Consider the following 13,295-nt stretch of genomic DNA (forward strand, 5'->3'; position numbering starts at 1 on the left):
CGGGTGCGCGGTGGGCCCGAAGCCTGTGTCCGAGGGTCTGTGACCTGGCTGCGGCCTGCCTGCAGCCTGTGGCCCGCCTACAGATGGTCGCCCGGACGGACGCGGCCGGCTTCCCGGAACGGCCGGCGGAGTGCCGTTCCGGCCATTCCGGGAGGGAGCGCGACGGAGGGCGCGCGCTACCGGCCGTCCGCCTCGTCCCAGAAGGCGACCAGGGCCGCCGCCGTCTCCTCGGGCCGGTCGACGTTGGGGGAGTGCTCGGCGCCCGCCACGACGGTGCGGCGCGCGCCGAGCCGCTCGGCCATCTCGTCCAGTTGCGGCACCGGCCAGGCGTAGTCGACGGCGCCGGACAGCACATGCTTGGGCAGCGGTACGGCGGCCAGCGCGGCCACCCGGTCGGGCTCGCCCGCTATCTGCCGGGCGGTGCCGATGAGCTGCTCCGGGACGGTGCCCAGCCAGCGCCGGTGCAGGAACTCGGCGACCTCCGGCGGAGTGGTCTCGCCCGCCGCCTCCGGAGGGTCCAGGTCCCGCATCGCCTGCCAGACGGCCTCCATCGTCAGCGTCGTCAGCGCGTCGATGAGCATTTTGGCGCGGGCCTGCTGCTCGGGGGCGACCGCCGCCGGCCCCGAACTCATCAGCGTCAGCGAGCGGTACGGCGCGGCGTCCTCGAGCACCGCGGCCCGTGCCAGCAGACCGCCGAGCGAGTGCCCCAGCAGATGGACCGGGCCCGCGTCGAGCGCCGCGGCCTGTGCGGCGATGTCCCGGGCCAACTCGCCCTGGGCGTACGCCTGTTCCTCGCGCGGCCCGGGCGACTCGTGCTGGCCTCTGCCGTCCACGGCCACGGCGCGGTACCCGGCCGCCGCCAGGGGCGCGAGCAGCGGGAGGAAGTCCTCCTTGCTGCCGGTGAAGCCCGGCACCAGCAGGGCGGTGCCGCGCACGGGGCCGTCGGGACGCGCGTCGTGCACCGCGAACTCACCCCGCCCGGTGGCGAGTCGGTAAGCACGAGCACACGTGGGCAGATCGAGGAACGGGGGCCTACTCATGGACCAGAGGCTATCCGGGACGGATGTCCGGCGGGTGCCGGAGAGATGACGTCCGCCTGCTCCGCCGTACGGCGTACGGCGTAGCGCGTACGGCCGTAGGGCGGGCGGCAGCGGACGCCGTCCGCGCGGGCCGCCCGTCCGTACGACGACGGCCCCGTACCGCCTGAGCGGTACGGGGCCGTCGATGGCCTGCGGGATCAGCCCTGGGGCGTCGCCTCGGGCGCTGCGGCCGTCTTCTTGGCGGCGGCCTTGCGGGTCCGGCGCGGCTTGGCGGGCGCCTCGGTGGCTTCGGCGGTCACGTCCGTGCCCTCGGCGGCCTCCACAGCGGCCTCGGCCTTCTTGGCGGCCGTCTTGCGCGTGCGGCGCGGCTTGGCCGGGGCCTCGTCCGCCGCGGCGGCCTCGGCGCCTTCCGCGGTGTCCACAGCGGCCTCGGCCTTCTTGGCCGCGGTCTTGCGGGTCCGGCGCGGCTTGGCGGGCGCTTCGGTGGCTTCGGCGGTCGCGTCCGTGCCCTCGGCGGCCTCCACAGCGGCCTCGGCCTTCTTGGCGGCCGTCTTGCGGGTCCGGCGCGGCTTGGCCGGGGCCTCGACGGCCTCGGTGGCCTCGGCCGTCACCTCGGTGCCCTCGGCGGTGTCCACCGCGGCCTCCGCCTTCTTGGCGGCGGTCTTGCGCGTGCGGCGCGGCTTGGCGGCCGGCGCCTCGGCGGCGGGCTCCTCGGGGGCCCTCTCCGTGACGGCGGCCTTCGCGGCGGCGCGCTCGGCGGCCTTCGCGGCAGCGGCCTCCTCGGCGGCGCGGCGCTCGGCGGCCAGCCGCTGCGCGGCGACCTCGACCGTCTGGAAGCCCACCGAGGTGTCCTCCTTGACGATCACCGGGCGCCGGGGCGCCGGAGCCTTGGCGACGGGCGCCCGGCCCTCGGCGGTGGCAACCGCGGCCTCGGGGGCCGCGCCCTGGGGAGCGCGGGTGCCACGCGCACGGCGGCGGCGCGGCTTGGCCGGCGCCTCCTGCGCGGCGTCCGGGCCGGTGCCCTGCACCGGAACGGTCGCGGTCGCGGCTGCCGCCGGCTCGGCGGTCACCGGCTCGGGCTCGGCCACGGCGTGCGCGGTGGCGGTCCGCTGCGCGGTGGCGGCGGACGTGGCGGTAGCGGACGCGGCGTTACCGGACGCGGCACCGCGCGTACGGCGACGGCGGCGCGGCTGGCGGGGCTCGGTCGTGCCCTCGGCGGTGTCCGCCGCGGTCTCGGCCGCCTCGCTGCCCTGCGTACCGGCGGCAGCCGCCTCGCCCTCGATGGGGGAGCCGTTGCGCATACGGCGGCGCTTGCGCGGCGTACGCGTACGCTCCGGGCGCTCCTCCTCGCGGTCCCGGCCGGCCTTGCGCGGCCCGCGGTCGCGGCCGCCGGTCTCGCCGAGGTCCTCGACCTCCTCGGCCGCCAAGCCCGCGCGGGTGCGCTCCGAGCGCGGCAGCACGCCGGTGACGCCCTGCGGGATGTTCAGCAGCTCGTAGAGGTGCGCGGAGGTGGAGTACGTCTCCTCCGGATCGTTGAACGAAAGGTCCAGCGCCTTGTTGATGAGCTGCCAGCGCGGGATGTCGTCCCAGTCGACCAGCGTGACCGCGATGCCCTTGGCGCCCGCGCGGCCCGTACGGCCGATGCGGTGCAGGTAGGTCTTCTCGTCCTCGGGCGTCTGGTAGTTGATGACGTGCGTCACACCGCCGACGTCGATGCCGCGCGCCGCGACATCGGTGCACACCAGGACGTCGACCTTGCCGTTGCGGAAGGCGCGCAGCGCCTGCTCGCGGGCGCCCTGGCCGAGGTCGCCGTGGACCGCGCCGGAGGCGAAGCCGCGGCGCGCGAGCTGGTCGGCGATGTCGGCCGCGGTGCGCTTGGTGCGGCAGAAGATCATCGCCAGCCCGCGGCCCTCGGCCTGCAGGATGCGCGAGACCATCTCCGGCTTGTCCATGGAGTGCGCGCGGAAGACGTGCTGGGTGGTGTTGGCGACCGTCGCGCCCTCGTCGTCGGGCGAGGTGGCGCGGATGTGGGTCGGCTGCGACATGTAGCGCCGCGCCAGCGAGATGACCTGCCCGGGCATGGTCGCGGAGAACAGCATGGTCTGCCGCTTGGCCGGGAGGTACTGGATGATCTTCTCGACGTCCGGCAGGAAGCCGAGGTCGAGCATCTCGTCGGCCTCGTCCAGGACGAGGGCGCGGACCTGCGAGAGGTCCAGCTTCTTCTGGCCCGCCAGGTCCAGCAGCCGGCCCGGGGTGCCGACGACGACGTCGACGCCCTTCTGGAGCGCCTCGACCTGGGGCTCGTACGCCCGGCCGCCGTAGATGGCGAGCACGCGGACGTTACGGACCTTGCCGGCGGTCAGCAGGTCGTTGGTGACCTGCTGGCACAGCTCGCGGGTGGGGACGACGACCAGCGCCTGCGGCGCGTCGGTCAGCTGCTCGGGCTTGGCCCGGCCGGCCTCGACGTCGGCGGGGACGGTGACGCGCTCCAGGAGCGGGAGGCCGAAGCCGAGGGTCTTGCCGGTGCCGGTCTTGGCCTGGCCGATGACGTCGGAGCCGGAGAGGGCCACCGGGAGGGTCAGGGCCTGGATGGGGAACGGAGTCGTGATGCCGACGGCCTCGAGGGCTTCGGCGGTCTCGGGGAGGATCCCGAGGTCTCGGAACGTAGACAGGATGCTTGCCTCTTCTGTGAGTCGCGGCGCGAGGCGTCGAAGGGGATCAACCGTGCCTGCCTGCCGTCGTACGGGTTCGTACTCGGCTCGGCCCGGCCTCCTAGGGCCGGATGGCGCGGGACCACTGCCTTCGCTCAGGCGCTCGTGCCGCGAGCGGTGTTCCCCTGCCGTGCGCAGTCTTGTACGCGTCGGGGCAGAGGGCGGTCGGGGTGGAGCCGATCGGGCCACCGACCGGGCATCCGCATTCGTGAAACACCCACCGAAACTTCGGCGGGCTCTTTACCACCATACCCCGGATGAGCGCATGTGTGTCCGGGCAATCGTTCGGTCGGGTGGTACCCGAGTGGCTGACCAGGCCCTTCCCCGGGTTGCGGAGCGGGCTATTGTGCGCTGCATGGAGACGCCTGACAACGCCACCGCCGACGCCCCCGCCACGCCCGACGAGCCCACCGGGATCGCCGCCCAGACCTGGGAGGAGGCGGCCGCCGACCCGCAGTACCGGGCCGCGGTGACCGACCTGCTCGGCGCCCTCGCGTACGGCGAGCTGTCCGCCTTCGAGCGGCTGGCCGAGGACGCCAAGCTGGCGTCCACGACGGACGACAAGGCGGAGCTGGCGAAGATGGCGACGGCGGAATTCCACCACTTCGAGCGGCTGCGCGAGCGGCTCGCGCAGATCGACGCGGAGCCCAACGCGGCCATGGAGCCGTTCGCCGCCGCGCTGGACGAGTTCCACCGCCAGACGGCCCCGTCGGACTGGCTGGAGGGCCTGGTCAAGGCGTACGTCGGCGACTCCATCGCCAGCGACTTCTACCGCGAGGTGGCGGCCCGGCTGGACTCCGACACCAAGGAGCTGGTGCTCGGTGTGCTGGATGACACAGGGCACGCCTCCTTCGCCGTCGAGAAGGTCCGCGCGGCCATCGAGGCCGATCCCCGGGTCGGCGGCCGGCTCGCGCTGTGGGCGCGCCGCCTGATGGGCGAGGCGCTCTCCCAGGCGCAGCGGGTGGTCGCGGACCGGGACGCGCTGTCGACGATGCTGGTCGGCGGCGTGGCCGACGGCTTCGACCTGGCGGAGGTCGGCCGGATGTTCTCGCGGATCACCGAGGCGCACACCAAGCGGATGGCGGCGCTGGGACTGGCTGCGTAAGCGGAGCCCGGACCGGGGCCGCGTGCAGAGGCCCCGGCCCGGCGCGCCCAGCGGCGTGCGATCACTCACACCTCTGTGCGCCCCGCACTGCTCCGGCAGGCGGGGCGCACAGACGCGAACGCGCCGTTTCTCCCTCCGGACATCGGCCGGAAACCGCCCGTCCCGGCGTCTGCCCTTCTGGGGCTGTCCGTCTCAAAGTTCGGGACGGGGCCGCTCAGGCTGCCGTCGCTGATCGGCGCAGTCGCCGGGCGGGCCGGGGCTCGGGCCGCATCAGCAGCGAGAGCAGCGCCGCGGACAGGCCCACGGCCACGACGAGGACGACCGGTATCCGCCCCGGCCCCAGGATCGTGTGCGCCAGCAGCGCGCCGAAGACGGCCGCGGCGGGGCCCGTGGACAGCGTCAGGCTGCGCTTCGGGAAGCGGCCGGGCAGCCGCCGGAGGGCGGCGAGGGCGAGGGCGAGGCCCAGGGCGGCGGCGCTGAGCACTTCCAAGATCATGTTTCCCCTCCCGCACGGATGACGCCGCCGTGCCGCGGCGGTGTCACGGCCATTCGTGGGCCGTCGTACCCAAGGGGCGCCACGGGCAATCGTGCCGGGCCGGACAAAGGTGCGATCACCGCTCTGAGCAGGGAAAAGTGCCCGACAGTGCGGAGAGCGGGCGCATACGTACGGGCGGCGCCCCAGGGAGTGTCTCCCTGGGGCGCCGCCCGTCATACGTGCTGTGCGCGGCAGGCGTCCTACAGAGCGCCGAAGCCGACCTTGCGCCCGGCGGGCTCGCCGATCTCGACGTACGCCAGCCGGTCCGCCGGTACCAGGACCTTGCGGCCGTGTTCGTCCTCCAGGCTCAGCAGCTGCGACTTGCCGGCCAGCGCGGCGGCCACCGCGCTCTCGACCTCCTCGGCAGGCTGCGAGCTCTCCAGGACGATCTCGCGGGGCGCGTGCTGCACGCCGATCTTGACCTCCACGGCTTATGTCCCTCCGACGGTCTCGGTCCCCCCGGCCTGACCAGGGGGCGGTGTGCGCGACGATCCGCGCCGTACGCAGCACACATTAGCCCGGTACGGGGACGGACAGGCCGCTATGGAGCACGCCCGCAGCGAACACGGGGCCCGGTGCCCCGTGTGCCGCGGCGGGCGTCAGTGGCCCTCGGTGCCGTGCAACGGGAAGCCCGCGATGCCCTTCCAGGCCAGCGAGGTGAGCAACTGCACGGCCGTGTCCCGGGTGACCGTGCGCTCGCTGGAGAGCCAGTAGCGCGCGACGACCTGGGACACACCGCCCAGGCCCACCGCGAGCAGCATGGACTCCTCCTTGGACAGCCCGGTGTCCTCCGCGATCACGTCACTGATCGCCTCGGCGCACTGCAGCGAGACCTTGTCCACGCGCTCGCGGACGGCCGTCTCGTTGGTCAGGTCCGACTCGAATACCAGTCGGAATGCGCCGCCCGGGTCCTCCACGTACGCGAAGTACGCGTCCATGGTCGCCGCGACCCGCTGCTTGTTGTCGGTGGTGGAGGCCAGGGCCGTCCGCACCGACTGCAGCAGCGCCTCGCAGTGCTGGTCCAGCAGGGCGAGGTACAGGTCGAGCTTGCCGGGGAAGTGCTGGTAGAGCACCGGCTTGCTGACGCCGGCCCGCTCGGCGATGTCGTCCATCGCCGCAGCGTGGTACCCCTGCGCCACGAAGACTTCCTGTGCAGCGCCCAGGAGCTGGTTGCGCCGCGCCCGGCGCGGCAGGCGCGTGCCCCGAGGGCGCGCGGCCTCTGTCTGCTCGATGGCGCTCACGCCGCCTCCCAGTGTCGTTCCGTACGAGATGCACACAGCACGGTGCACCGCGCCCGCCATCGTACTTTTGGGTAACGAGGCTGTGCGCGGTCAGGAGCGAGAATTTATCCGCCCGGGGCTTGCAGGAAGCCGACATACCGGTTCAGGTCACCGGTAATCGTCTTCGTCCAGCTCGACCACCCGGGCCTGTTCTGCACGGTCCGCTTCGTTCGCCGAGTCGGGATCGCCCCCGGTCAGCGCGTCGTCCTGTTGTGGAGCGATGTCCGCGAGCTGTTCCTGGGCATCCGCCTCGGGCGCTTCCGTATCGATTTCGGTCGCCTCGTCCTTGTTGAAGGTTTCCGGATCTGTGGGGTCGACAGGCATGGTGGCTCCCCTTTCCTGGGCGAGCGCCCTTTACACGAGCCTAGGAGAGGGGATTGCCCGGCGCGACGTGGTACGCGCCGCGAACGGGTGGCGATACCGGGAAGCGCGGCTGCACGGCTACGAAGCGGGCGCGCGGCCATGAAGCGGCCGCGTCCGCTGCCCATGAAGTGGCCGCCGCGCTTCGAAGGCGCGCTCGTGACGCAAGAGACGTGTGATGGCGAACACATCAGAATGGGCGTGATCGTCTCGTAACATCGACGCATGTCTTCCACGGAGCCGCCGGACACCCGAACCGCGCTCCCGGTGCCGCCCGGGGGCCCGGGCCCGCGCGTCGGCACCGAGGAGACGCTGCGCAGCGTGAGCCTGCCGGGCGCGACGCTCAGCGTCCGCGCACCCGCCCGGGTGCGCGAGGGCCTGCCGCCCGCCCTGTACGTGCACGGCCTCGGCGGCTCGTCACAGAACTGGTCCGCCCTGATGGCGCTGCTCGCCGACCGGGTGGACGGCGAGGCACTGGACCTCCCCGGGTTCGGCGACTCCCCGCCCCCGGACGACGGCAACTACTCCATCAGCGGCCAGGCCCGCACGGTCATCCGGTACCTCGACCAGCGCGGCCGCGGCCCCGTCCACCTCATCGGGAACTCCATGGGCGGCGCGGTCTCGACCCGGGTCGCCGCGGTCCGCCCCGACCTCGTGCGGACCCTGACGCTGGTCTCGCCCGCGCTGCCCGAGCTGCGCCCGCAGCTCAGCGCGCTGCCCACGGGGCTGCTGGCGGTGCCCGGCGTCACCACCCTCTTCAGCCGCCTGACGCGGGACTGGACGGCCGAGCGCCGCACCCGTGAGGTGCTCGCCCTCTGCTACGGCGACCCCGCGATGGCCACGCCCGAGGAGGTGGCGGCGGCGGTCGAGGAGACCGCGCGCCGGCTGGAGCTCCCGTACTTCTGGGAGGTCATGGAGCGCGCCTCGCGCGGCATCGTGAACGCCTACACGCTCGGCGGCCAGCACAACCTGTGGCGGCAGGCGGAGCGCGTCCTCGCGCCGACCCTGCTCATCTACGGCGGCCGGGACCGGCTGGTCTCCTTCCGGATGGCCCGCAGGGCGGCCGCCGCCTTCCGCGGTTCGCGCCTGCTCACGCTCCCCGAGGCGGGCCACGTCGCGATGATGGAGTACCCGTCGACCGTCGCCCGCGCCGTCCGGGAGCTGCTGGACGACGCGGAGCGCGCGGCCACGGGAGAAGCGGCCGGTGGCCGGGAGGACCGTGCCGCCCGCCGCGCGACGGGTGACACCACCGCCGATGCGAGCAGGAGCTGACGGGCCCAGTGGGACGCCATAGCCGCCGGACCCCGGAGGGGACGACCGACTCCACGGAGAGTAGTGCTGTTACGGGGGCGACCGGTACCTGGGGCGAGCGCGCCGCGGCCTCCCGGAGGCCCGTGGAGGCGGGCGACGCGGCGGTGCCGGACCAGGGCGCCGTCGCGGGCCCCCGGCCCCCCTACGACCCCGGTACGGGCGGTCGTCGGCGGCGCGGCGAGCCCGGCCCCGAGGCCGGTCCACCCGTGCGCGGCGGGCACCCCGAGCAGCCGGAGCCCGGCGCCTCCCCGGGGCAGGGCGTGCCCGTGCTGCCGCACCAGCGCGGTACTGGTGGCGCGCGGCCCGGCGTACTGGGTACGCCGGTCGACCCGGGCGGCGGCAGGCCGGGGCCGAAGCAGGAGTACCTGGACGCCTTCGCCAACGACGCCCACTTCGCGGCCGGCGCCCCGTCCGCTCCGGGACCGCAGCGCCCCCCTATGGCAGCGCAGCCCCCGATGGCGGCCTCCTCCTCGCCCGCCTCGGACACGCCGCAGGGGCTCTCCCCGTCGCCCGCGCCGCATCCGTACACACCCGGGGTGGACGAGGAGATCGCCGCCTACGAAGCGGAGTTCGGGGCCCAGGGGGCGATGGAGGACGCATCCGGTGAGGCCCGGCGGCGGAAGGGCGCCAAGGGGCGCACCTTCACCGGTGTGGCCGCCGCCGCGGTGACCACCGTGCTCGCGGTGGTGGTCGCCGGACAGGTCGCCGACGCCCGCAAGAGCGGCGTCGACGGGCCGCCGCCGAGCGGCGGGGACGCGTCGCCGGAGCCGGACGCCGGCCGGCCGCACGGCGGGCCCACGGCCGCGCCCGCCACGTACGCCGCGAAGATGGCCAAGATGTATCCGCTCGCCGCCGACCTGAAGGGCCGCGGGACGTTCAAGCCGGTCGGCGGAGCCGCCCCCGCGCCGGGCCGCGGCGATGTGGTGCGCTACCGCGTCGACATCGAGGACGGACTGCCGCTGGACGGCGAGCTCTTCGCCGAGGCGGTGCACAAGACGCTGAACGACGACCGCAGTTGGGCGCACGGAGGGCGGCGCTCGTTCGCCCGCGTCGCCTCGGGCCGGGCGGACTTCGTCATCACCCTGGCGAGCCCCGGCACCACCGACGAGTGGTGCGCCAAGTCCGGCCTGGACACCAGCGAGGATCGGGTCTCCTGCGACTCCGCCGCGACCGAGCGCGTGATGATCAACGCGTACCGGTGGGCGCGCGGCGCGGTGACGTACGGCCCCGACAAGATGTACGCGTACCGGCAGATGCTGATCAACCACGAGGTGGGGCACCGGCTCGGCCACGACCACGAGGGCTGTCGCCGGCAGGGCGCGCTCGCGCCCGTGATGATGCAGCAGACCAAGTTCCTGACCACGGACGGCGCCACCTGCCGCCCGAACGCCTGGCCGTTCCCGACCGGCTGAGTGGCGCGCTCCGGTACCGCCTCAGAACGCCGAGCCTGGTGGAAAGTTACGCCGCTTCACCCCTTTTGGTGGCGCGATGGACAACCGTCCGTCGCGCCACCGGTGCTTCTGCGTAGCGTCGTGTTGCAGGCGGTGACGATCCGGCCACCGCCCGGAAGGACGCCGATCCGAGGACGGGGGTGCACTCGTGCGCATTGGACTGCTCACCGAGGGTGGCTATCCGTACGCGTCCGGTGAAACGCATGCCTGGTGCGACCGCCTCGTGCGCGGGCTCACCGGCCATGACTTCGAGGTGTACGAGCTCAGCGGCGGCTCCGGGGCGTACGCGCCGGGCCGGGACGCCGCGCGGCCCCGGAGCGGCCGGCGCGGTGCCCGGCGCGGCCGGGCGGCCGTGGGCCGCCGCGAACGGCAGCGCTTCGCCGGGCACTTCGCCGATCTCGCGGCGGCGTTCTGCGGCCCGCCGGGGGAGGCCGGGCACGAGGCGGACCGTTTCGCCGCCGGCCTGTACGGCCTCGCCGACCTGGCCCGCGGCACCGGCGCGCTGCCCGAGCTGCTCCGCTCCGAAACGGCCGTCCGCGTCCTCGAGGCCGCCTGCCGTGCCCCCGGTGCTCTGCCGGCCGCGCGCGCGGCCCAGGTCACCGACCTGCTGGCCGTCACCGAGGCGCTCGACGGCGCCCTGCGCCCGCTGTCGCTGGACTGGTACGGCGACGGCGCCGGCGGTCCGTACGGGGACGGGCGCGGCGCGCTGCCCGGGGATGCCGAGGGGCAGGGGCTCGGCGGGGTCGATCTCTGCCATGTGACGTGCGGTGGCCCGGCGGCCCTCGCCGGACTGCTGGCCAAACGCTTCTGCGGCACTCCGCTCCTGGTCACGGAGTACGGCGTACGGCTGCGCGAGCACCATCTCGCGCGCGCCACGGCAGCGCTCAGCTCCCCCGTGCACGCGCTGCTGGCCGCCTTCGAGGGCGCGCTGGCCACCGAGACGTACCGCACGGCCGACCTGATCACCCCCGGCAACACCCGCATCCGCCGCTGGCAGGAGCGGTGCGGCGCGCCCCGCGACCGCCTCCGGACGGTCTATCCGGGCATGGACGCCGGCCCGTTCGCCCGCGTCCCGGACGCCGCGGCCGACGACTCCAAGACCCTGGTGTGGGTCGGCACGGTCGAGCCCGACAAGGACCTCATCGGGCTGCTGCACGCCTTCGCGCAGGTCCGCGCGGCCGAGCCGGACGCGACGCTGCGGATCATCGGCGCGCCCGGCGCCGGCCCGGAGGCGCCCGCCTATCTGGCGCACTGCCGCGCGCTGGCCGCGCAGCTCTTCCCGGACGAGGCCGCCGACGCGATCACGGTCGGCGAGAACCCGGTCTCGTTCGAGACGATCGGCGACCCCGGGGTGGCGCGGCCGACCGACGCGTACGAAGCGGGCGCGGTGCTGGTGCTCTCCAGCGTCGTCGGCGGGTTCCCGAGGACGCTGGTGGAGGCGATGTTCTGCGGCCGGGCCACGGTGTCCACGGACGTGGGCGCCGTCTGCGAGGTCATCGGCGGCACGGGCCTGGTCGTACCGCCGCGCAACCCACGGGCGCTGGCCGACGCGTGCACCGCCCTGCTGGGCGACCCGGAGCGGCGGGCCCGGCTGGGCGCCGCGGCCCGGGCCCGGGCACTCGAACTGTTCACCGTCGAGCAGAACATCGCGGCATTTCGTGGCATCTACCTGGAGCTGATGTCCCGCGCCCCGGTCCGGCACGCGGAGCGGGACGTGGACGGCGCGCCGCGCCCCTTCGCGCGCCCCGCCGAGTCGCGTCTGCCGGGCTCATGGGCCGCCACCGGCCCGTCCTCCGCCCCGAAGGACCGCGGCCACACCCCCAGTTGGGCCCGGCCGCCCGCCGTACCGCACGACGCCGGGGCGCGGGTGCCGGCCGGCGCGGCCCGGACGAGAGGAGGCGACGCATGACCGCTTACCGGACGCGGGCCGCCCAGCGGCCCGACACACCAGTGACCCCGCAGAGCCCGGGCGCCTGGGACCCCCGTTCCAGCGCGCTGCTCGGGGGAGGCCCTGGGGGTACTGACGCCCCTGGAAGCGCTGCACGCCCCGGAGACCCCGGAGGTACCGGACCGGCGCCCGACGACGCCAGGGCGCCCGTCCCCGGAGGAGCAGCCGCTCCCGGAGCGGCCCCGGCCTCCGGAGCGGCGCCCGCCCGGAAGGGCCCGCCCCGGCGTGGCCCCGCCGACCCCGTGCGCGAGCTGATGCACCGCCACCGTGAGCTGTGCGAACGGGCCGTCGACCCGCTGGAGATCGCCGCGGGGCTGGAGGCGCACGGCGTGACCGACCGTACGGCCGCCCGGTTCCGGCACCGTGACGTCTTCTCGCTCGCCGAGGAGCTCTACGCCCGCGTGCCACGCGCCGAGGCGCCAGCGGCCGCGCCTCGCCCCGCCGACCCGGCACCGCTGCCGTCCGGCCCGGTCCGCGCGGCGCTGCACGTGCTGCCCGGCGCGCTGGCCGCCACGACGGTCACCGCCGTCACCGCGGTCCAGGGCCCGGCGCCATCCTTCCTCCGCCCCGCCCTGGCCTTCGTAGGCGCGGTGTTCGTGGTCCTGGCGCTGCGGCTGTGCCTACGGAGCGGGCCGCTGCGCACGGGGCGCGGCGTCGGCCGTGCGGCCGCCCTGTGGACCTGCTGGCTCGCCGGGTACGCCCTGTTCGCCGACCGGCTGCTCGGGGCGCTGCGGGCCGACGGCCCCGAGGCGTCCCTCGCCCGCCTGTCGGCCGCCCTCCCGTCGCTGTCCGGCGCCTTCTCGCCGGTCACCGGGCCGGCGTCCGCGGCCGCCCACGCGCCGTTCCCGTCCGGCCCGCTGCCGGCCGCCGCCGCGATCGCCGTCGCGCTGTGCTGTGCGGTCGCGCCCGCCGCCTGGTGTGCGCGGTGGTTCGCGGTACGGGGGCGGCGGCGGCTCGCGGCCAGCCGCGGCCTCGGGGAGTTCGCCGCCGGAATGCGGCCCCTTCTGGCGGGCGCGGCGCTGCTCTTCGTGGCCGCGACCGTCGCACTGCTGGCCGTCGCGGGAGTCCTGGCGGGCCGGCTCGGCACCGGTAGTGCGGCGGCGCTCCCGCCGCTCCGCGCGCTGACCCCGTTCGCCGCCGCGCTGACCCTCGCCGTGCTGCTCTTCCTGGCCCGCCTCCTGGCCGTCCACGGCTTCCCAGCGGCGGCGGGCCGTGGCCTGGCCGTGGCGGTGGCGCTGGAGGCCGTCGCCCTGGCCACGCTGCCCGCGGGGCGGCTGCCGGGCGCCGCCGCGGTGGCCCGCCCCGTGGAGGCGGCGGCCGGCCTGCTCGGCCCCGCCGTCGTACCGGCCGTCGCCTGCGCGGCCGCCGCGCTCGGCCTGTTCGTCTACGGGCTGCGGGCATTGACCGGCGCGGCGGCGCATTCCCCGGCGCCCGGCACCGCCGCGCTCCGGTCCGGCACCACCACGCTCCGGCCCGGCGTCGCCGACACCCCGCCGCCCGGTCCGCCGGCGGCGGCCACTCCGTAACGAGCCGCGCGGCCCCCCACCCGTCACC

At 75.4% G+C, this 13,295-nt stretch carries 11 protein-coding genes; 5 read left to right on the top strand and 6 right to left on the bottom strand.

Annotated features, from left to right (window positions below; all coding sequences use genetic code 11):
* Window positions 1-176: 176 nt before the first annotated feature.
* Window positions 177-1,040 carry an alpha/beta fold hydrolase gene (locus tag IG84_RS0133850; protein ID WP_031066045.1) on the bottom strand — a complete coding sequence of 288 codons (864 nt, stop codon included), beginning with the start codon at window positions 1,038-1,040 and terminating at the stop codon, window positions 177-179.
* Window positions 1,041-1,237: 197 nt separating this feature from the next.
* Window positions 1,238-3,610, bottom strand: a complete 2,373-nt coding sequence (locus tag IG84_RS0133855) for a DEAD/DEAH box helicase (protein ID WP_245659696.1) — start codon at window positions 3,608-3,610, stop codon at window positions 1,238-1,240.
* A gap of 496 nt (window positions 3,611-4,106) precedes the next feature.
* Between IG84_RS0133855 and IG84_RS0133860 the strand changes: the two genes are divergently transcribed.
* Entirely contained in the window at window positions 4,107-4,856 is a 750-nt protein-coding gene (locus IG84_RS0133860; protein ID WP_031066051.1) for a ferritin-like fold-containing protein, read from the top strand.
* A gap of 214 nt (window positions 4,857-5,070) precedes the next feature.
* Here IG84_RS0133860 and IG84_RS0133865 read toward each other — a convergent pair whose 3' ends face one another.
* The 4 genes from IG84_RS0133865 to IG84_RS0133880 all read right to left on the bottom strand — a co-directional run bounded on the left by IG84_RS0133865 (window position 5,071) and on the right by IG84_RS0133880 (window position 6,995).
* Window positions 5,071-5,352: a hypothetical protein gene (locus tag IG84_RS0133865; protein WP_031066054.1), complete on the bottom strand. Its 282-nt coding sequence runs from the start codon at window positions 5,350-5,352 to the stop codon at window positions 5,071-5,073.
* 239 nt (window positions 5,353-5,591) lie between these two features.
* The gene (locus tag IG84_RS0133870) at window positions 5,592-5,819 is read right to left on the bottom strand and encodes a DUF3107 domain-containing protein (protein ID WP_030264152.1); all 228 of its coding nucleotides are present in this window, start codon (window positions 5,817-5,819) and stop codon (window positions 5,592-5,594) included.
* Between the two features lie 171 nt (window positions 5,820-5,990).
* On the bottom strand, window positions 5,991-6,632 hold the full coding sequence (locus IG84_RS0133875; RefSeq protein WP_030264153.1) for a TetR/AcrR family transcriptional regulator: 642 nt from the start codon (window positions 6,630-6,632) through the stop codon (window positions 5,991-5,993).
* 147 nt (window positions 6,633-6,779) lie between these two features.
* The gene (locus IG84_RS0133880; protein ID WP_031066056.1) at window positions 6,780-6,995 is read right to left on the bottom strand and encodes a hypothetical protein; all 216 of its coding nucleotides are present in this window, start codon (window positions 6,993-6,995) and stop codon (window positions 6,780-6,782) included.
* A 261-nt stretch (window positions 6,996-7,256) separates the two neighbouring features.
* Between IG84_RS0133880 and IG84_RS0133885 the strand changes: the two genes are divergently transcribed.
* The 4 genes from IG84_RS0133885 to IG84_RS38415 all read left to right on the top strand — a co-directional run bounded on the left by IG84_RS0133885 (window position 7,257) and on the right by IG84_RS38415 (window position 13,267).
* Window positions 7,257-8,303, top strand: a complete 1,047-nt coding sequence (locus tag IG84_RS0133885; protein ID WP_051862767.1) for an alpha/beta fold hydrolase — start codon at window positions 7,257-7,259, stop codon at window positions 8,301-8,303.
* A 122-nt stretch (window positions 8,304-8,425) separates the two neighbouring features.
* A complete protein-coding gene (locus IG84_RS0133890) occupies window positions 8,426-9,754 on the top strand; it encodes a DUF3152 domain-containing protein (protein ID WP_245659697.1) in 1,329 nt (442 codons plus the stop codon).
* A gap of 187 nt (window positions 9,755-9,941) precedes the next feature.
* Window positions 9,942-11,702: a glycosyltransferase gene (locus tag IG84_RS0133895; protein ID WP_063761901.1), complete on the top strand. Its 1,761-nt coding sequence runs from the start codon at window positions 9,942-9,944 to the stop codon at window positions 11,700-11,702.
* A gap of 281 nt (window positions 11,703-11,983) precedes the next feature.
* Window positions 11,984-13,267 carry a hypothetical protein gene (locus IG84_RS38415; RefSeq protein WP_063761903.1) on the top strand — a complete coding sequence of 428 codons (1,284 nt, stop codon included), beginning with the start codon at window positions 11,984-11,986 and terminating at the stop codon, window positions 13,265-13,267.
* Window positions 13,268-13,295 lie beyond the last annotated feature (28 nt).

This window comes from Streptomyces ochraceiscleroticus (assembly GCF_000720485.1).
In the GTDB taxonomy this organism is placed as follows: Bacteria; Actinomycetota; Actinomycetes; order Streptomycetales; family Streptomycetaceae; genus Streptomyces; species Streptomyces ochraceiscleroticus.